The organism is Methanococcoides sp. LMO-2 (genome assembly GCF_038432375.1).
Taxonomy (GTDB): Archaea; Halobacteriota; Methanosarcinia; order Methanosarcinales; family Methanosarcinaceae; genus Methanococcoides; species Methanococcoides cohabitans.
In genome coordinates this window covers 35,105-52,879 of the sequence record NZ_JBCAUS010000007.1, presented here as the reverse complement: position 1 = coordinate 52,879, position 17,775 = coordinate 35,105, and the positions used below count along the sequence as shown (strand labels likewise).

The 17,775-nt window shown below is 48.2% G+C and carries 21 protein-coding genes; 3 read left to right on the top strand and 18 right to left on the bottom strand.

What is annotated here, in order from left to right:
* Positions 1–4: 4 nt before the first annotated feature.
* The 6 genes from xseA to glnA all read right to left on the bottom strand — a co-directional run bounded on the left by xseA (position 5) and on the right by glnA (position 7,118).
* Entirely contained in the window at positions 5–1,228 is a 1,224-nt protein-coding gene (xseA, locus tag WOA13_RS10210; protein ID WP_342127806.1) for an exodeoxyribonuclease VII large subunit, read from the bottom strand.
* Between the two features lie 139 nt (positions 1,229–1,367).
* Positions 1,368–2,384, bottom strand: a complete 1,017-nt coding sequence (locus WOA13_RS10205) for a Coenzyme F420 hydrogenase/dehydrogenase, beta subunit C-terminal domain (protein ID WP_342127805.1) — start codon at positions 2,382–2,384, stop codon at positions 1,368–1,370.
* Between the two features lie 4 nt (positions 2,385–2,388).
* The gene (locus WOA13_RS10200) at positions 2,389–3,132 is read right to left on the bottom strand and encodes a GltB/FmdC/FwdC-like GXGXG domain-containing protein (RefSeq protein WP_342127804.1); all 744 of its coding nucleotides are present in this window, start codon (positions 3,130–3,132) and stop codon (positions 2,389–2,391) included.
* 4 nt (positions 3,133–3,136) lie between these two features.
* On the bottom strand, positions 3,137–4,648 hold the full coding sequence (locus WOA13_RS10195) for a glutamate synthase-related protein (protein WP_342127803.1): 1,512 nt from the start codon (positions 4,646–4,648) through the stop codon (positions 3,137–3,139).
* A complete protein-coding gene (locus WOA13_RS10190; protein WP_342127802.1) occupies positions 4,645–5,697 on the bottom strand; it encodes a class II glutamine amidotransferase in 1,053 nt (350 codons plus the stop codon). The genes WOA13_RS10195 and WOA13_RS10190 overlap by 4 nt, the downstream gene beginning before the upstream one ends.
* A 71-nt stretch (positions 5,698–5,768) precedes the next feature.
* The gene (gene glnA, locus WOA13_RS10185; protein WP_342127801.1) at positions 5,769–7,118 is read right to left on the bottom strand and encodes a type I glutamate--ammonia ligase; all 1,350 of its coding nucleotides are present in this window, start codon (positions 7,116–7,118) and stop codon (positions 5,769–5,771) included.
* Positions 7,119–7,463: 345 nt separating this feature from the next.
* On the opposite strand from glnA, the gene hdrC reads away from it, so the two are divergent.
* Positions 7,464–7,958: a CoB--CoM heterodisulfide reductase subunit C gene (gene hdrC / locus WOA13_RS10180; protein ID WP_342127800.1), complete on the top strand. Its 495-nt coding sequence runs from the start codon at positions 7,464–7,466 to the stop codon at positions 7,956–7,958.
* 24 nt (positions 7,959–7,982) lie between these two features.
* Positions 7,983–8,870, top strand: a complete 888-nt coding sequence (hdrB, locus tag WOA13_RS10175; protein WP_342127799.1) for a CoB--CoM heterodisulfide reductase subunit B — start codon at positions 7,983–7,985, stop codon at positions 8,868–8,870.
* A 382-nt stretch (positions 8,871–9,252) separates the two neighbouring features.
* Here hdrB and mtrH read toward each other — a convergent pair whose 3' ends face one another.
* The 10 genes from mtrH to WOA13_RS10125 form a co-directional block, all read right to left on the bottom strand.
* Entirely contained in the window at positions 9,253–10,209 is a 957-nt protein-coding gene (mtrH, locus tag WOA13_RS10170; protein WP_342127798.1) for a tetrahydromethanopterin S-methyltransferase subunit H, read from the bottom strand.
* Between the two features lie 14 nt (positions 10,210–10,223).
* Entirely contained in the window at positions 10,224–10,451 is a 228-nt protein-coding gene (gene mtrG, locus WOA13_RS10165; protein WP_342127797.1) for a tetrahydromethanopterin S-methyltransferase subunit MtrG, read from the bottom strand.
* Entirely contained in the window at positions 10,448–10,687 is a 240-nt protein-coding gene (locus WOA13_RS10160) for a tetrahydromethanopterin S-methyltransferase subunit F (RefSeq protein ID WP_048206064.1), read from the bottom strand. The genes mtrG and WOA13_RS10160 overlap by 4 nt, the downstream gene beginning before the upstream one ends.
* Before the next feature lie 5 nt (positions 10,688–10,692).
* Positions 10,693–11,418, bottom strand: a complete 726-nt coding sequence (gene mtrA, locus WOA13_RS10155; protein WP_342127796.1) for a tetrahydromethanopterin S-methyltransferase subunit A — start codon at positions 11,416–11,418, stop codon at positions 10,693–10,695.
* 1 nt (position 11,419) lies between these two features.
* Positions 11,420–11,743, bottom strand: coding sequence for a tetrahydromethanopterin S-methyltransferase subunit B (locus WOA13_RS10150; RefSeq protein WP_342127795.1), 324 nt, complete (start codon positions 11,741–11,743; stop codon positions 11,420–11,422).
* Positions 11,740–12,552: a tetrahydromethanopterin S-methyltransferase subunit MtrC gene (gene mtrC, locus WOA13_RS10145; protein ID WP_342127794.1), complete on the bottom strand. Its 813-nt coding sequence runs from the start codon at positions 12,550–12,552 to the stop codon at positions 11,740–11,742. Before mtrC ends, WOA13_RS10150 begins: the two co-directional genes overlap by 4 nt.
* Position 12,553: 1 nt before the next feature.
* Positions 12,554–13,273: a tetrahydromethanopterin S-methyltransferase subunit D gene (gene mtrD / locus WOA13_RS10140; protein WP_342127793.1), complete on the bottom strand. Its 720-nt coding sequence runs from the start codon at positions 13,271–13,273 to the stop codon at positions 12,554–12,556.
* Entirely contained in the window at positions 13,270–14,175 is a 906-nt protein-coding gene (mtrE, locus tag WOA13_RS10135; protein WP_342127792.1) for a tetrahydromethanopterin S-methyltransferase subunit E, read from the bottom strand. The genes mtrD and mtrE overlap by 4 nt, the downstream gene beginning before the upstream one ends.
* A gap of 179 nt (positions 14,176–14,354) precedes the next feature.
* Positions 14,355–14,741 carry a DUF5402 family protein gene (locus tag WOA13_RS10130; RefSeq protein WP_342127791.1) on the bottom strand — a complete coding sequence of 129 codons (387 nt, stop codon included), beginning with the start codon at positions 14,739–14,741 and terminating at the stop codon, positions 14,355–14,357.
* Positions 14,738–15,772, bottom strand: a complete 1,035-nt coding sequence (locus WOA13_RS10125) for a peptidase U32 family protein (protein ID WP_342127790.1) — start codon at positions 15,770–15,772, stop codon at positions 14,738–14,740. The genes WOA13_RS10130 and WOA13_RS10125 overlap by 4 nt, the downstream gene beginning before the upstream one ends.
* A 94-nt stretch (positions 15,773–15,866) precedes the next feature.
* Here WOA13_RS10125 and WOA13_RS10120 point away from each other — a divergent pair, with 94 nt between their 5' ends.
* On the top strand, positions 15,867–16,676 hold the full coding sequence (locus WOA13_RS10120; RefSeq protein WP_342127789.1) for a sugar phosphate isomerase/epimerase family protein: 810 nt from the start codon (positions 15,867–15,869) through the stop codon (positions 16,674–16,676).
* A gap of 60 nt (positions 16,677–16,736) precedes the next feature.
* On the opposite strand, the gene WOA13_RS10115 is transcribed toward WOA13_RS10120, so the two are convergent.
* Positions 16,737–17,153 (bottom strand): universal stress protein, encoded by a 417-nt coding sequence (locus tag WOA13_RS10115; protein ID WP_048206055.1) that lies wholly within the window; start codon positions 17,151–17,153, stop codon positions 16,737–16,739.
* 133 nt (positions 17,154–17,286) lie between these two features.
* Positions 17,287–17,772, bottom strand: coding sequence for a Fe-S-containing protein (locus WOA13_RS10110; protein ID WP_342127788.1), 486 nt, complete (start codon positions 17,770–17,772; stop codon positions 17,287–17,289).
* Between the last annotated feature and the right edge of the window lie 3 nt (positions 17,773–17,775).

Genomic DNA, 17,775 nt, shown 5'->3' with positions numbered 1-17,775 from the left:
ATGTTCACTTCTCAAATGACAGGTATTTCTTCCTGTCACTCCTTATTTTCCTGACATTACATTCCAGGATCCCATCGGTGACCACCACATCAACCTCGTCTTCTTCCTTTACGTCAGCAACCTCTGTGACGATCTTCCTGTTGTCAGGAGATATCGTTATACTGTAGCCTCTCCCTATGGTGTTCAGGGGGCTCACCGAATTGAGCCTGGATGCATGAAGCCTGAGCTCCGCAGTTTTGTTCTCCACGATCCTTTCAATTGATGCTGACAGCTTTGACGTGAGCTCGTCAAGGTGCTGGTAATCCTGTCTTAGCATGTCCCTGAAATGTTCAGGCTCGATCTTTTCCCGAAGGTGCTCAAGATGCCTCTTCCTTTCTGAGATCATGTGCCCGATCTCGCTCTCCATTCTCACGGACAGGTTCGAGATATGCCTTTTGACCTCTTTCTTATCGGGTACCACAAGCTCTGCAGCCGCAGATGGGGTCGGTGCCCGCAGGTCGGCAGTAAAATCAGATATGGTAAAATCAGTCTCATGGCCAACTGCTGAAACAATAGGTTTTTCCGAGTTGAAGATCGCCCTTGCAACTGCTTCCTCATTGAAGGACCAGAGGTCTTCAAGGGATCCTCCGCCGCGGCCCACTATAATTACATCAACCTCGGTCCTGTTCAGCAGTTCTATGGACCGTACGATACTTTCAGCGGATTTCTCTCCCTGTACTATTGTCGGGGAAAGCAGGATGTCGACAGGGTACCTGCGTCCGATAACATTGAGTATGTCATGTATCGCCGCCCCTGTGGGCGAGGTGGCAACACCGATCTTTTTCGGGAACTTCGGGATGGATTGCTTGTGGATGGGGGCGAACAGTCCTTCCTTCTCAAGCCTCTCCTTGAGTTGTTCGTAAGCTTTGTACAACTCTCCTATGCCGTCCGGGCGCATGTCCAGCACACGCAGTTGGTACTGTCCCCTGATGGTGTATACATCAATAGAGCCGAATACAAGGACCTTCATGTTCCTTTCAGGTTCAAAACGAAGTGTCCTGTTCACAGACCTGAAACTGACACAACTGACCTGGCTTTTTTCATCCTTGATCGTAAAATAATAATGTCCTGAACTATGCTTTGTGAGATTTGATATCTCTCCCTGTACCCATATATTGTTAAGTTTCGGGTCGGTTGTCAGGATATTTTTGATAAAATTGTTCAGTTCGGTAACGGTATAGGCAGGCATCGACACTTTCTCCAACTTCGCATACCGTTATGTTCTACTTATTATTTGTATCTGCTGTGAGCACACTGAAAGTAATATGCCGGAGGGATAATAAATGAATAATGTATCAGGCACAGTTACCTGATACTCAAAAGAAGTGTCATGCTTTCCTTTTTGCCTTCTTGTTCGCAAGTGCTTCTATGGGCTTCAGGTCCACATTGTCTGATATCACAAGTTTTTCTTCATCAACTGCGCTCATGAAGAACCTGTTTCCCACAGGTGTGCGTATTATCAGTGTGGTTTCTCCCTTTGGGGTTCCGATAGACCCTGCAGAGATATCCGCATCAAGTGCCGTCAGATCTGTGCAGATGGCACAACCCGGGCGGATGCAGTCCTCAACTTCGGAAAGCGGGACCGTGTGGACCTTGCCTTCCTCAGTTGTGATCTCCAGTTTTCCAGGGATGTCAAGGCGCTTGATCTGCCAGGGGTCAATTCCCATATCCTTTTTGAACTTGCCTTCAACCATTTTCTCATAGTCGAACGTTTCCGTGCAGAACAGGCCGATCATCAGGCGAATGGAATCTTTGAACGGGCGTATGAGGTCATGCTCACTTTTTCGCATCTCACTGATGGCCTGGACGACGCAGGGCACACCTACTATCGCTATATTGCGGTACTTTTTGGTGATGACCGCTTCCTTCAGTGCCGACAGGAGGGGGACCCACCAGTTATAGCGGCTTCCTGCCTGTTTGGTCATCGCCTCGCTTGAAGTTACGATAGTTGACATGGGTTTGAGGGTCCATGGATCCTCGGCAACAGTGATCACTGCATCAACAAGCTCCTGTTCCAGGGCGTTCATTAGAATGGCAGTGACCGCTCCTCCGCTCTGCTTTTTCTCAACATCGAAGTTCGCTGAGGCTGATACGATGTCGATGGAGTCCCCGATGGTCTCGATCTTCCGCTCGTTCACCCGGGGGCAGATCTCATAGCAGGCACCGCAGGCGACTCCATCCTTCTCTGACTTGCAGTATCCGTCATTCATCGGGTGTGTGGAATTCTCTCCTGTTTCAAAGAAAAGCGAGTTTGCCGGACAAACTGCAACACAGGCGCCGCAACATGCACACTTTCCTGTATGCCATATAGTGTTCTCCAGATCAGTATAGTTCCTGTCATACATGTTATCACTCCCATGTGTACTTGCCTGCGAACGGCCTGGTGCTTGCAGGTACTATGCAGGTGTAGTTCATATTTAGTAGCCCGGACGGGTCCTTGCCGAAATGTTCACAGAACTCTTCAACGTAAGGTGTTATCATTTCAAGCTCTTCCTCTCCGAAATCTGTCTTCCTGGCACCAATTCCCAGGATCTCATCTTCGACTTCCCCACGGACAATGATCATACCGCCGTGTATACCGCTGCCAATTCCACGGTCAACGATCGGTTCTTCCTTTCCAATACCCAGTACAAGGATGAGGCCTCCAGCCATATATTCTCCCAGGAATGCATGTGCAGTTCCTCCCACGACCAGCACAGGGCGGTGCTCCTCTTCATACTGTTTCATGTGGATTCCACCACGGTAACCGATGTTGTTCTCCACGAACAGCTTTCCACCGCGCATACTGTGTGCTGCGGCATCTCCCGTGCTTCCGTGGACGATGATCGTCCCCATGTCCATTGTATTGCCGGGAGCGTGGTCGCAGTTGCCGTTGACTATGCAGGTAGGACCGTTCATGAACATCCCGAGGTCGCCTCCGGCAACACCGTTGATAGTGATGGTGACGTCACCCTTCAGCCCATCAGCAATGAAACGCTGTCCTATGACGTTGTTCAGGACGATCTCTTCGGCACCGTCCCTTACAGCCTCCCTGATCATTTCATTTAAGGGTGTATAGTGGATGCCTTTTGCATCGATCTCTATTTTCTTCATGATATCAGGCCCCCACCGGCTTTACCTGCAGGACATCCAGGGTGCCTTCGTCCAGCATGTATCCTCTCAGGCGGCTTCTGTTGCTTCTAAGGCTCTCAATACTGTTAATTCCTGCAGCACCCATGAGCTCGCTGAGCTCCAGTGTCCATGAGCGGATGAGGTTTGCAACATGCTCGGATTCTACCTCAGGGTCAAGGCGTTCCACGAGATCAGGCCTCTGGGTTGCGATACCCCAAGGGCACATGCCTCTGTAACACTGGCCACATACGCGACATCCCATTGCTATAAGCGCACCTGTTCCAATGTAGACGGCATCTGCTCCCAGGGCAATGGATTTTGCAATATCGGCACTGTTGCGGATACCTCCGCTTGCAATGACCGAGATCTTGTTCCTGATGCCCTGGTCCTTGAGCTTCTGGTCAACACTTGCAACAGCTGCCTCGATGGGTATTCCCACATTGTCCCTGAAGACCTTTGGTGTTGCTCCGCTACCTCCGCGGAATCCGTCAATTACAACGGCATCTGCCGAGGATCGTGCGATACCTGCTGCAATTGCCGCAGCATTGTGGACAGCAGCAATCTTTACGAACACCGGCTTTTTCCACTCGGTAGCTTCCTTGAGACTTCTCACAAGCTGTGCGAGGTCTTCGATACTGTATATATCATGATGCGGTGCGGGGCTGATGGCATCACTTCCAAGAGGTATCATACGGGTGCAGGACACATCCTGACACACCTTCTCTCCTGGCAGGTGACCTCCGATTCCCGGCTTTGCGCCCTGTCCTATCTTGATCTCGATAGCAGCTCCCCTTTCCAGGTAGTTGATATCCACACCAAAACGTCCTGATGCCACCTGTACGATCATGTTCTTCTGGTACGGGTAGATGGCCTCGTGAAGACCTCCTTCACCGGTTCCCATGAACGTACCGGTCTTCTCCACAGCCTTTGCCAGACTCAGCTGGGCGTTCAGGCTGATAGCACCATAGCTCATGTGGCCGATCATGATGGGGGTATCGAGTTTGAGGTTAGGGGTAAGTTTGGTCAGCAGCTCTACGTCGCCGTTGTCCTTCTTATTAATTTCAAGTCTTGATGGCTTCTTTCCAAGATATGTGCGAAGCTCCATGGGTTCACGAAGGGGATCTATACTTGGATTTGTTACCTGACATGCATCCAGCACAAGCCTGTCGAAGATCACCGGATATGGTTTTGCATTTCCCATGCCTGACAGGATGATCTTCCCGCTGCGTGCCTGGTTGATGATGTCCTCACGTGCCTCTGCTGTCCAGAGTGGATGACTGCGGTAATCCACAGGTCGCTCCTTAAGAGTAATGGCATCCCTCGGACACATGGAGATGCAGTGATGGCATGCGGTACACTTTCGTGAATCGATGATGATCCTGTCATCTTCCCTGTGGAATACGCCATACGAACAGTTATCGATACAGCGCATACAGTGCATGCACTGCTCGCGGTCGATGCTGACCTTATATTTCAGGGGTACACTTCCAAGGCTCATACGTTCAACCTCCCTATCACAGGCTCTCCTGCCCTTGGCATGTGGATGTTCTGGACGTCCGGATCCATCACACGGATGGCAGCTTCCTCACTTGAGATGTAAAGCCTGTCTTCATTTTCTCCTATGACCAGCGGCCTGAGCTTGATCCTGTCGGTGAACCCTACTATTCCTTCATGGGTGGCTACCACTATTGCGAACGGCCCGTTCATGAGGGCAGGTCCGTAGGTGAGGCGGATCGCGTGGTTGAGCTTCTGCTCCTTTTCCGGCATGTTGTCTATCTCGTCCCAGAATGGTGGGGCAAGTGCCTTTACCACAATGTCCTCCGGAAGCCCGTGCCTTCTGCCCAGGAGATCGAAAAGGTATGCGACAACCTCGGTGTCGGTGAACATGCTGCATGTATAGCCCTGGCTTTCAACGTAGCGTCTGTTGGTTCCGTATGAGGTGATCTCTCCGTTGTGTACCACTGCCCAGTCAAGGAGGTTGAACGGGTGTGCTCCTCCCCACCAGCCAGGGGTGTTTGTGGGATAGCGGTTGTGTGCAAGCCAGATGTATCCTTTGTAGTCCTCGATACGATAGAAGTTGGCAACATCCTCAGGCCAGCCGGAAGCTTTGAAAACTCCCATGTTCTTTCCGGATGAGAATATCAGGGCGCCCTGGATATTGGAATTCGTTTCCATTACAATGTGCTTGATGACATCATCTTCAGGAGTTGTGCTTCCTGCCATGAGGTCGCTGTAAGGCTTGAAGAAGTATCTCCAGGGTATGTGGCTCCTTTTAAGGCCTTCCTGTTCGTATGTCGGGATGGCTTCCTGGTGCACAATGCGTCCCCATTTATGGAGCATGTGGTCAACCTGCGATTTTGGTTCCACAAGGTTGTCAAAGAAGACGTGGATGGCATAGCAGTCCTGGTAATCAGGGTATATGCCGTATGCCGCATAACCTGCACCTTCCCCACTTCCTCTTTCGTTCATAAGGCTTAGTGCATCGCGGATGCTGGATCCGTCCATTAGCGCCCTTTTCCTGTCGATCACACCTATTATTCCACACATTTTCATCACCTACTTAAATTTGTATAATCAGCATCTTCAATTCAGGGCGGAGGGTGTAAGGGAAAAGCCCCTTACAATATACTGAGGTACGTGTCAAGTTCCCACTGATGCACACGTGCCTTGTAGTTGTCCCATTCCGCAGTCTTTGCAGCGAGGTAGTTCTCAAAGACATGGTCTCCAAGAGCGTTTCTCACGAAATTGCTCGTCTTCATTTTGTCGGTCGCTTCCTTCAGGTTGCCCGGCAGGGATTCAATTCCCATTTCCTCTCTTTCCTGTTCACTAAGTTCGAAGATGTTCATCCTGAGCGATTCTCCCGGCTCTATCTTGTTCCTGATCCCGTCAAGACCTGCTTCCAGCATAACTGCAAATGCAAGGTACGGGTTACATGAAGGGTCAGGGTTCCTGAGCTCCACCCGGGTGCCCATGCCCCTTGTTGCAGGGATACGGATCAGTGAGCTCCTGTTGCTGTCAGACCATGTGATGTATATCGGTGCCTCATAACCCGGTACAAGACGCTTGTAGGAGTTCACCACCGGATTTGTGATAGCTGTAAATTCGCTGATGTGGTCAAGCAGGCCGCCGATGTAGTATCTTGCATTGTCGGAGAGCCCATTCTCTGCATTAGGATCATAGAATGCATTCTTTCCATCCTCTGTCATCAGGGACTGGTTTGCGTGCATTCCTGAGCCGTTCTCTCCAAAGATTGGCTTTGGCATAAAGGTTGCATAATAGCCTTTGTGGTATGCAATGGACTTGACCACGTATTTGAAGGTGACAACATTGTCTGCTGTTGTAAGGACATCTCCGAACCGGAAGTCGATCTCGTGCTGTGAAGGCGCGACCTCGTGGTGGGATGCTTCCAGCTTGAAGCCCATGTGCTCCAGTGCATAGTCGATCTCCCTGCGGACATCCTGTGCCCTGTCCAGCGGTGCAAAGTCAAAGTATCCACCGTAGTCGGTCATCTCAGTAGTTGCGTTTCCGTTCTCGTCCAGCTTGAAAAGGAAGAATTCCAGTTCAGGTCCTACGTTCATAGTGAATCCCATATCCTTTGCCTGCTGGATGGCTCTTTTCAGGATGTATCTTGGATCTCCTTCAAAGGGTGTTCCGTCAGGCAGTTTGACATCGCCTATGATACGAGCAACTGCACCTTCGGAAGGCCTCCATGGGAGTATATTGAAGGTTGTAGGATCGGGCATTAGCATCATGTCGGATTCTTCGATCCTTGTGAATCCCTCGATTGAGGAACCATCGAACATAACACCGTCATTGAAGGCATCTTCCAGGTTCTCTGAAGGGATTGCCCAGCTCTTGATCATTCCCAGTGTATCGGTGAACTGGGTTCTGATGAACTTTACATCATATTCGGTTACTGCTTCCAGTACGTCTTCCTTGGTCTGTATCTTTTTTTCAGAGTTTGTCATATCTGCACTTCCTTCGGGGAATACAGAATCCACATTCCGCCTTATTATATTTAAATATTTCTCTTAATTCAACATTTTGGGCAAATATATTGGTCGAACTCTTCTTTTTGTCACCCTATGAAATGGTGCCTGACATTCCTGACATGTGGTTTCTCCCCATCACAATTGCCTTTGAACAATGCCTTTTGATTCTCTTTTTGCAGTCCTCTATGGATCGATACTTTTTCTGCTAGCAAGAGTATATAAAACTTATAACTGTTTTCAAATATAACAATTGCTCTTCACGGTTTGTACCAAAGCGCACAATAGCATAATTTATAATGTATGAGCATTTAATTCCCATTGATGTCCCTCAGAAATGAACCGAATCTGATTTCCCTTATGGAAGGGACCGGCTCTGATATTTTAAAATGCATGCACTGTGGTGTCTGCAGCGGTAGCTGCCCGTCGGGAAGGCATACAAGCCTGAATATCAGGAGGCTCTTGAAGAAAGCACGTAATGATGCCGGGGTACTTTCTGATGACTCTCTCTGGATGTGCACCACCTGTTACAATTGCCAGGAGCGGTGTCCGAGAGGTATAGGCATCGTTGATGCTATATTCGAGATGCGTGCGCTTGCTGTGAGGGAAGGAATCATTTACCCTGAACACCGAAAGGTCGGAGAGCTGCTTCTGGAACATGGGCATGCTGTTCCTATCGATGAAGAGAACATGGCAAAGCGAGAAGCCCTGGGACTTGCTCCGCTGCCACCCACAGTTCACAGTTTCCCTGAAGGGCTGGAAGAGGTAAAGAAATTGATGGCATCATGCAGGTTCGATGAGCTGATGTCCGAAAAATGATTTTTTATTGTGGGAGATCAAGATATGGCAAATTTATCACTTTTTCTGGGATGTGTGATCCCTAACCGTTATCCGGGTATCGAAAAGAGCACAAAGCTCTGCCTTGAGAAGCTGGGTGTCGATTGTGTTGACCTTGAAGGTGCATCATGCTGCCCTGCTCCTGGCGTACTTCGCTCTTTTGACAAGGCCACCTGGCTCGCCCTTGCCGGCAGGAACATTGCATTATCCGAAGAGCTGGATCGCGACCTGCTGACCATCTGTAATGGTTGCTATGGCTCACTTGCCGATGCAAATTACGAGGTCAAAGAAGACGAGCAGCTCAAAAAGGATGTGAACTCCCATCTTGAAAAGATCGGAAGAAGCATCAAAGGCGACCACGAGGTCCGTCACATAACCGAGTTCCTTCACAGGGATATCGGTCCGGAGAAGATTCGTGATATTGTCATAAATCCTCTGGAACTGAGGGTTGCCGTGCACTATGGGTGTCACCTTTTAAAGCCATCTAAAGGACGTGTGGGTTCAAGTTTTGAAAGACCAGTGTTCTTTGATGAACTTGTGGAAGCAACAGGCGCAAAAAGCGTTGAGTACTCCGATAAGATGGAGTGCTGCGGGGCCGGTGGAGGTGTGCGTTCCGCATTGCCGGATGAAGCACTTGCGCTTACCGGTCATAAGTTATCCATGATCGAATCTGCAGAGGTTGATTGCATAGTAAATGCATGCCCCTTCTGCCATATGCAGCTGGATGTGGGACAGGTGGACCTTAATGAGAAAACTGGCACCTCGCATAATATTCCTGTGCTTCACTATACTCAGCTTCTGGGACTGGCTCTTGGTTTTTCAGTTGAGGGACTGGGCATCGACCTGAATGCAGTGGTGAATACTGACTTCCTTATGAAGGTTCTGTCAGAATAAATCATTTTCAGGATAGAAAGGAAGAACTAAAAAAGTGGTAATAAACCTTTCTTTTCTTTTCAATATTTATTATCAATATTTCTCTGCCATCCGGTTATCTTCCAAATAACAGTAGTCCAAGTAGTAACGCTATGACTGCAAGGATTATTATGGTGGCAATGATTCTGCCGGGTGAATTATTCTGGTTCATTATGTGCAATTAAGGCCGACTGTATAAATAAAAATTTCTGACAATTTATCTTTTTATTACAGTCTATATTTTGCTACCAAATAGCTTTGTAGAAATTTAAGTTTTTAAGATCCTGTTGACTATCTCAGAATCAACTCAAAGGTACTAAAAGATCAGTTAATAAAAAAAGAGAAAAAAAGAAAACTGGTTTGTTTAAACCAGTTTGTTGATTGGGTGGTTCTCATCCATGATCTCAAGACCGAGTTCTTTTGCGGTCTCAGCAAGGATGATGTCTACGAGTGCAGTTGCAGGGTAGACTGTGTCAGTGTTCTCGATAGGACCGAACAGCTGGAAGTTGGAACCGAGTGTCTGTGGGACAAGGTTTGTTCCGATATCTGCTGGCATGTAAACTGCCTTGCGCTGTTCCTTTGTCTCGAACTGCTTCTTGTATTCCTTCATCCAGTCCCATGCGGATGCAAGGTTGTGGTATCCACCGCCAACAGGGAGACCGAAGTGTCCCTTTACAGCGACGACTGCTCTCATAGATGCACCTGCACCTGCTCCGAGTGGAGTTGCAGCTACATCGACGAGTGGCTTTGTGATTCCACAGTCCTTTGCGATGTCGAGCATACCCATGCTCTGACCTGGACCACCGGACTCAAGGACTTCGAGCTTTCCTTTGACGGTTGGGTCTGTTGCGTTGAAAGCAAGGACGATTGAAGCGTCGATGTCACTCTTTCTGATAGCTTCGATCTCATCTTCGTGGATACTACCGTTGATGGAGTTGTAGATTGCTCTGTCAGCTACACCGATCTCTGTTACGTAATCTGCTGCTGCTGCACGTACGTCACCTGCGGATGAGTCGATAAGGAATGGTGTTGTGTCATCCTCTGCAATGAACCAGTCGATGTACTTCTTGATTGCCTGTGGTGTTTCACCGACGATCTGGTTAACACATGGGTTACCTGTAACGTCTGTCATCTCAAGCATGTGGTTCCAGAGATTGTCTGCTGCTTCCTTGTCGAAAATTCCCTCATCTTCATCGGTTACGATGTTGTGCCTGTTGTAGAACATTGAACCGATAAGAATTGTTGGGTACTGGCCAGGCTGACCGCCGAACTTGACGCCACCAACCTCGAATACTTCCTGTTTCTTGTCAAATTTGAACATGTTATTACCTCTTATCAGATGAGTATCGGGGATAATGAAATGTAGATGAGGAACATCAATATACCTGCAACTGCTCCGTATATGATACCTATATCCCTTCCTACTTTCTTTCCGATCCTCTGTGCGATCTCACTGTTTACGAATTCGATCTTCTCGTCGATCTCATTGAGCTTCTCAAGAACCTCATTGAAATCTGCAGGGTCTGTTACAACACTTGGTGTTGTGTTATTTCCGTCGCTCATATTACACCACCTACCTGCCAGATGATCAATGGGAGTACAAGTACCATCAGCACTGCAAATGCGAAACCGACGATGAAACCGGTTGCAGCTGTGGCATTAACTCCGGAGTCGAGCTTCTGGTTCCTTGCGATAAGCTGAGCCCTGTATCGAATTCTTTCGACAACACTTTCAATGGCACCCATCTGTGGGCTGATGACCATTGGGACTCCCTGTCCGGATTCTATTTCTTCTGCCATGTCAATTACCTCCCGAATAGCAATAGGCCAAGTAGTGACAGTGTGATCGCAAGACCGATCATGATACCTTCGACCTTTCCTGCGTGTACACCTGAGTGGAACTTGTTCCAGTTACCGGCAATGACCATTTCTCTGTCAATATCAAGGATCCTGTGCCTGACTGTAGCGAGCTCTGCTGCCATTGGCTTAAGTCCGCCAGCCTCTTCTTCCTCTTCGCCGCCACCTTCGCCGACCTCGACGATCATTGGGTCAGCATCAAAGGCTCCTGGGTCTCTTGCTGCGAGTTCCTTGATCTTTGCTGTGATCTGTCCCATATCTTCGGTACCGATCATCTCTACAGGCTCGATCTGCTGCTGGAACCTCTCGACTGCTGCCTCGGTTAGGTTCTCAACGTATGGGATAGCACCGCTTGCTCCGACAATACGGTTGTCGCTGACACCGTTCTTGTGGAACATCATGAATGCTTCACCGGTAATGTGTCCCTTTACTTCAGAACCTGTTACAAGAAGGAACCTGATGTTAGGGTTTGAGATGATCTGTGCAACTACTTTTTCCAGACCAAGGTTCTCTGTCTTACATGGACCTGTGATAGCAGCTCCTGCTTCTAACTGAGGTGCGCCTGGCAGGTGTGATCCAAGGGTGATGACTGCGACGCAGTTCTTTACGTCCCCTAATTCAAATTCACCTTTCAGGGTTGGCCAGCCTTCTGCTGGTTCTCTTTTATCTGCCATTTTAGAGTCCTCCGATCAGACTTAGTATGTACAGGGCGAGTGCGACCATACCTGAGAATACAAGACCGACAACAACTCCGTAGAAGGTGTTTCCGTAGAAACCTGCTTTGAGTGATGTGTTCTCTCTTCCGGGGTATGAGTTCAACAGCTTCCTGTCAGGTGCGAGTGAATTGATAAGATCGTCAGCGATCTTGTCAAGCTCATCGACCTGTTCCATGATTGGGTCCATTGAGTAGCAGATGATATCTTCACGCTCTTCTGCCAAGACTGATGTCAGTGGGTCCAGTACAAGATGTGCTTCTGGTGCAATGTGTACCATGCTCATTCTAATTCCTCCTCGGTTGGCAGGAGACCTGTTCCAATTACCTTGTATGCGTCCCTGTTAACGAGCTCAACATATTTCCTGAATGCAACATACCAGATCACGATTCCAATCACAATGCTTGGAATTGCTGATGCACCGGTTGCTACTGTTGCAACGATACCTGCAATGATCATTGCGATAGCACCCTTCTCAACAGCTGTTGTGAGTGTCCTGTCCTGCTGTTCGTCAGGACCGAGGTTTGCATTGAATGGGTGAAGGATAGCCATACCGCCTGCGATGAAGATCACAGCGATGTATCCTGTTGCTACAACGGTTTCCAGTACAGCGTCGAACAGGAATGTTCCTGTCATTGCGACACTGAGTCCGATGATGGTAAGTGCGCCTGCACCTGCGATCTCTGTCATGGACTGTTCCATGATAGGAATGCCCATTCCAAGGACCTTGTTAGCGAGTACACCAATGACGAGTCCGATAATAGCTGCTGCAATGAATGCGACGATAGGTCCGGCAATGCCACCAACGGCAAGTCCGAAAAGTGATGCGACGACTCCCATACCAAGTGCCATCATACCAATGGATGGTACACCGGTACCAAGACCGTAGCTTGCTACACGTCTTACTGCTGCTGCTCCCCAGACGATCGCACAGATAGCTCCAAGAGCACCAATGAATGCGAATGCTGGTCCGATTCCCTGTGTAAGGAAGTGTCCTGCGTATGCAGCGATAAGTCCGCCGGCTGCTCCGACAGCGATCAAGTTGTTCTGTGGAATTCCGCCTGTGGCTTCTCCACCAGCTCCTCCTGCTGACATTTTAGAGACCTCCTATTGCCATTACACCGACAAATGCGCACATCAATGTTGCTACAAAGGATGCGAGTACTGCCTTTGGCCATTTCTTGAACTTAGGGTCGTGGAAACCTTCGATGGTTCCTCCAATGTTGTATGAAGGAATTACCGCATTCACGAAGAAGATACCTACTGCGAAGATACTTGCGAGTGAGATAAGATCACTGTGAGCGAGTGTTGTGCTTGTGCTCATGAGTGAGTAGTATATGATAGCTCCACCAATACCTCCGAGAGCTCCACCGATGACACCACTTACGTATGAAACGGTTGGAAGTCCGTGTCCCTCTGTACCCTGGGATACATAGAGGTCCTGCCTGTCCTTTGTGATCGGGTCATAGTCTACCTTTGCGGATGCTGGTGGTACACCAACACCATACACGTATACCCATGTACCGATGATCATTGTTACTGCGATCATGATCATTGCACCGACTGCGCCTGATGCGACTACAAGTGCAACACTGTCGCTTACGTTCATAACTGCTCCTGCGGTGACAAGTCCGGTAAGACCTGCTCCTGCTGCCAGCTGGACAGTACCGGTACCAATACCAGTTGCCTGTGCCATAGCTGCAGGTGCTCCACCTACAGGTACGAAGTGAACACTCCATGAAATCAGCATGCCGCCGAGAGTGATCATAACAATATAGATTATATTTTCTGCGAGAATTCCTGCTATATCAATCATGCAGCTACCTCCTCGTCTTCCTTGTAAGGTCCGTATGCCTCACGTGCTGCGACTTCGATCCTTCTGTTCCAGATGATCATAAGTAATACAAGAATAGCTCCTGCAACAACTGAAAGCCAGCCCCAGCCTGCACCGATTGCAGGGTCAAAAACTGCTGTGATCCAACCGCTTAAGAAAACGGTCATACCGAATGCGAGACCTGTTACAGGGCCGCCGAACTTTGCACAGAACCATGAGTTGTCCATACCGTTTCTAAGTCCTGCTTCTCCTTTCCTTACAATGTTACCGGAGTTTGCAGCATTAAGACCGGATCCGAACTCGACGCTCTGGAATTCACGTTCTGCACCATAGTGAACATCACCTGTTGATGAACCGATAGCTCCGACAGTGATTCCCCAAATGAATGCAATGAGTGCAAGTGGGAAAGGATGTCCGAGAACAGCTACCATAATGTATGATACAACAAGGATACAGAATGTCGTAATGTATGCATATCCCATGATCACGGGCGTGTGTGATCTGAGAATATCAAGATAGATTGGTTGTCTGAAACGTTTCTGACTTGCAGTACGTCCCATGTATGACGTAATAGCATATGTTCCATGTACTGCGGTTGCAATGAGTGCACCAACAGCGAGAGCAAAGACCACTGACAGACCAGCGGTCATCAATACAGATGCCACGGTTCCGCCAATTGCACAGATCAATGCATTCGATGGTGGTTCACCGGAAATTGCTTTGTTATAGATCCTGTGTGGATACATCATCTGGGGTGCAAGTTGCACTTGTGAGTTTGGATTACTCTGGGATCCTACATCTGATTCAAGATCCTCAGTTGTGCCAGCAATAGTTGCGGCAGCACCCATAAGTGCTAAAACACCCATGCCCATGAGTGGTTCCATTTATTTATCCTCCTTATAGTTCTAAGTCGATAAGTGCGATAGTAATGCACTTCCTTCGATAATTCAGCCATATGTCGTTGAATATGGCATAGACTAACGTAAGATGGTGTGGATTATATGAAATCCTTCATAAACCTTTCGGAACTTTTCTGAAAAAAATCTGCTGACAGTAGGGACTTTCATTCCCTTCTGTCAAATCTCATAATGTAAATATCAGGCCTTGGCTGCTTCCCGCTTCCCCGTCCAAAGTCCATATAGCAGCTGCTGCACAGCATTCTTGCATTGATCGAAGCGACCTCTGCAGTGCCGGGAATAAGGCGTGCAAAAAGAAAAGATGGTTCTATTTCAAGTGATGTGACTGTGTCAGTCAGATGCTTGAGTATATGCTCTTCGAATATCTCCAGGTCATCCAGCTGCAGTCCTCTGGTGTTGATCGTGACACCACCGCATCCGCATGGGAGTGCAAAGGCATCCATTTCTATCAGGAATACAGGTATCCCTAAGAGTTCCCTCAGGTTGTTCTCCAGGGACGTGCGCGCTTTCAGCAGTTCTTGTGTCATGCTCATTTTCTATCTCCTACTGGTCCCAGTGGTATCTTCCGGATCTCGTCACCGCTTCCGGAATATCTGTATATGACCTTTTCAGCAAGGCGTTTGCAGTATCCGCATTTGTGGCACACTTTATCGCATTTCTTCCATTGCTCAATGGCACCGTCCAGCTCACTGTTCGGTATATAGAATGTATCCTTCAGGTCCTTTATGCTGTCCAGCAGGTCCATGAGGTTTCCATCATATCTCTCATTAGCGTATGCTTCAACGTTGTTGAGGATCCAGTTAACGAAATGGGTGCGCCCGCCGATCTTGAAAGTATCGGTAATGTGCTTGTACTCTTTCAGGTCCTCAGGCCTGATCCATGGTGATTTTATTATCTGCTGCGGATCCTTTATCCTCAGGGAAAGGCACTTGTAGTAGTAATAATCGTCAAGGACATTTGGCTTAGGCCCCGGGCCGTTGGCATGTGAAAAGAAATTGAAGTGGGCGTACCTGAATGGGCACTGGTAGAGGCATGCTTCATTGACAAGCAGCTTGAGCTTGCAGGAGACTGTATCCCGGATTGCTTCCAGCTTGTCGAAATGCCTGTTCACCGCAGGGTCCACAACAATTGTGGTAGCTCCCAGCTGTTCATAGAACTCTGCCTTTTGCGGTGTGTCAACGAATGAAAGTACTGAGACCACAACATCCATATCATAATCCTTTGCCAGCATCTCTACAATGTATGGGTCGGCAACGGTTATGGAATCGATCCCGATGGTATTCAGCTTGTCGAAATACCAGTCAATGGCGCGATAACCTTCCGGAGTGAGTTGCTGTCCTCCCATACAGGAGCTGTTCAGCACGATCTCCATTTTCACGCCTTTTGAATGTGCGTACTCGGTCTGCTCTGCTATCTCATCGAGCTTCGGAGCGCTCAGGTTCGTCCTTCCGGTCCCGATATAGTCAGGTGAGCCTGCCATGTATACTGCATAAATATTATCAGAACAGTTCAAAAGCTCCTCAAGTCCTTCAAAATGACCGACATGTGGTACATACAGCTTCATTGGAACTTCCTTATCAGTTGAGTTTAGATAAGGATTTTGGTTTGTTCGTGTCGGACCAAAATAGTTATTTAAGTCTGTTTTCGTTCTAATGAATATGATGATAGGTGCGTCTTCCTTTGCAGGTGAGCTAAAGGAACTGGATGATCATGTACAGTCAGTTGAACTTTATATGCCAAAACTTGGTGTCTATGAAGGTTCGAAACTTCAGAAGGACAGGCTTGAGATGATTCTGGATGAGCTTTCAACATATGACCTGCAAACATCCATGCACGCGCACTATTTTGCGGACGTCCCCACATATCCCAAAGAATTGGTTGTGGACACCGCTTCAATGGACGAAATGCACTTTTCCCTTATGGAGGAGTGTATAGAACTTGCAGGAAGACTTGGTACAAAAGCGGTTGTAATGCATCCGGGGAGAGTCGGGGATGACAGGCAAGCCTCCCTGAAAAGGATGGTCTCCAACCTTGAGCAGCTTGCTGCATTTGCATCCGAGAACAACGTTATGCTCGGTCTTGAGAACAAGGAAGCGACCGACCCCGGCAACCTTTGCTGTGAAGCTGAAGAGCTGTTAATGGTGGTCGATGCGGTAGATTCCCCGAATCTCGGGGTCACTTTTGATGTAGGCCATGCAAATCTTACGTGTGAAGGCGATCCTGAAAAGCTGGCTGCTTTTGTAAAGACCATCTCAGATCATGTGGTACATGTTCACCTGCATGACAATTATGGTTACTGGACCTCCAATTATGACGGCGACGAACACATGGCGCCTGGAAGCGGTAACATCGATTATTCTGTCCTTAAAGGGCTTAAAGGTTACAAGGGGATATACAACCTGGAAGTGTTTTCCATGGATGATGTCCTTGCCGGGAAAAAAGTGATAGGCGAATATGTAATGCCTTAACTTTGCGGATATGTCAGTTTGCTTATCCGGATGGTGTAAAATGATGTCTGTCTTCTGAGATCAGGCCTCTATTTTGTAATCAGGGGGTACTACAAGAACAAGCGTATCAGAGATCTGAAGCACTTTCTGTGTGACCGATCCCATGATCTTCTTTATGCCGGTATGTCCGCTGGTGCCGATGATTATTCTGTCAACGTTATGCATCCTGGCGGTCTTTACTATCTTTTCCGGTGCATTCCCGTCCACGATCTCGGCATGAAGTTTTGATTCTTCACATCCCATTGAGACCAGTTTCTCCTTGATGGAGCTGGTGACCTGTTCCGCACCGCTTTCTCTCCATGATTTCCTTCCAAGGCCCTTGTCTTCCACTACATGGACTATTACTATCTCTGCGTTGTGTTTCTTTGCGATCCTGCCTGCAACCATTGCAGCGTTCTCTGAATAAGTGGAACCATCGGTTGGTAGTAATAGTTTCATACAAGTTCGGGTAATCACTAAACATATTTAAGATATTGGATTTTGTTCCCTTATTTCCCGGATCGTATATGCGAACATTCATTGTTGACCACAATTTCGCAGATATTAAAAATATGTGAAGAGGATGGACCATTCATCCTCTTTGTACTGTATTCATGTGGGCTATCACGATGTCATCGATCTTTATCATGACGTTGCCTTCTGTTTCTTCATAAGGTATGTTCTCTTTCGGATAATCGACGCATGCTCCCTGTATTCCCTGTCCGGTTCCTGTATCAAAGGTTGTTCGGCAGGCATCACAGATAAGAAGTTCATCCTGAAGACTAAATCCGATTGATCCACAGGGGGGACAGACATTGGATCGTACCACGATCTCGTCCCCGAGCATGTAAGCCATTACTGCTATTTCTCCTGCAGATGTTTCCATTTTGAAGTGTGTGTTCATGCTCTCCTCGATGGTCTGAACAGGGATCACGACCGTATCATCAATCAATTGTGGCTCTATCCATGTGGCAGAAACCGGTTTCGTCTGGGCTGTTGCCTGTGCACCATCATCGACACAACCGGCAGCGAACACCACTGCAACTATTACTATGTAGGCTGCTAATTTAGATCTCATTAT

Bases quoted from the DNA above. Each gene is read 5' to 3' on its own strand.
- xseA (WP_342127806.1), bottom strand. From the start codon at position 1,228: ATGCCTGCCTATACCGTTACCGAACTGAACAATTTTATCAAAAATATC.
- WOA13_RS10205 (WP_342127805.1), bottom strand. From the start codon at position 2,384: ATGTATGACAGGAACTATACTGATCTGGAGAACACTATATGGCATACA.
- WOA13_RS10200 (WP_342127804.1), bottom strand. From the start codon at position 3,132: ATGAAGAAAATAGAGATCGATGCAAAAGGCATCCACTATACACCCTTA.
- WOA13_RS10195 (WP_342127803.1), bottom strand. From the start codon at position 4,648: ATGAGCCTTGGAAGTGTACCCCTGAAATATAAGGTCAGCATCGACCGC.
- WOA13_RS10190 (WP_342127802.1), bottom strand. From the start codon at position 5,697: ATGTGTGGAATAATAGGTGTGATCGACAGGAAAAGGGCGCTAATGGAC.
- glnA (WP_342127801.1), bottom strand. From the start codon at position 7,118: ATGACAAACTCTGAAAAAAAGATACAGACCAAGGAAGACGTACTGGAA.
- hdrC (WP_342127800.1), top strand. From the start codon at position 7,464: ATGTCCCTCAGAAATGAACCGAATCTGATTTCCCTTATGGAAGGGACC.
- hdrB (WP_342127799.1), top strand. From the start codon at position 7,983: ATGGCAAATTTATCACTTTTTCTGGGATGTGTGATCCCTAACCGTTAT.
- mtrH (WP_342127798.1), bottom strand. From the start codon at position 10,209: ATGTTCAAATTTGACAAGAAACAGGAAGTATTCGAGGTTGGTGGCGTC.
- mtrG (WP_342127797.1), bottom strand. From the start codon at position 10,451: ATGAGCGACGGAAATAACACAACACCAAGTGTTGTAACAGACCCTGCA.
- WOA13_RS10160 (WP_048206064.1), bottom strand. From the start codon at position 10,687: ATGGCAGAAGAAATAGAATCCGGACAGGGAGTCCCAATGGTCATCAGC.
- mtrA (WP_342127796.1), bottom strand. From the start codon at position 11,418: ATGGCAGATAAAAGAGAACCAGCAGAAGGCTGGCCAACCCTGAAAGGT.
- WOA13_RS10150 (WP_342127795.1), bottom strand. From the start codon at position 11,743: ATGAGCATGGTACACATTGCACCAGAAGCACATCTTGTACTGGACCCA.
- mtrC (WP_342127794.1), bottom strand. From the start codon at position 12,552: ATGTCAGCAGGAGGAGCTGGTGGAGAAGCCACAGGCGGAATTCCACAG.
- mtrD (WP_342127793.1), bottom strand. From the start codon at position 13,273: ATGATTGATATAGCAGGAATTCTCGCAGAAAATATAATCTATATTGTT.
- mtrE (WP_342127792.1), bottom strand. From the start codon at position 14,175: ATGGAACCACTCATGGGCATGGGTGTTTTAGCACTTATGGGTGCTGCC.
- WOA13_RS10130 (WP_342127791.1), bottom strand. From the start codon at position 14,741: ATGAGCATGACACAAGAACTGCTGAAAGCGCGCACGTCCCTGGAGAAC.
- WOA13_RS10125 (WP_342127790.1), bottom strand. From the start codon at position 15,772: ATGAAGCTGTATGTACCACATGTCGGTCATTTTGAAGGACTTGAGGAG.
- WOA13_RS10120 (WP_342127789.1), top strand. From the start codon at position 15,867: ATGATGATAGGTGCGTCTTCCTTTGCAGGTGAGCTAAAGGAACTGGAT.
- WOA13_RS10115 (WP_048206055.1), bottom strand. From the start codon at position 17,153: ATGAAACTATTACTACCAACCGATGGTTCCACTTATTCAGAGAACGCT.
- WOA13_RS10110 (WP_342127788.1), bottom strand. From the start codon at position 17,772: ATGAGATCTAAATTAGCAGCCTACATAGTAATAGTTGCAGTGGTGTTC.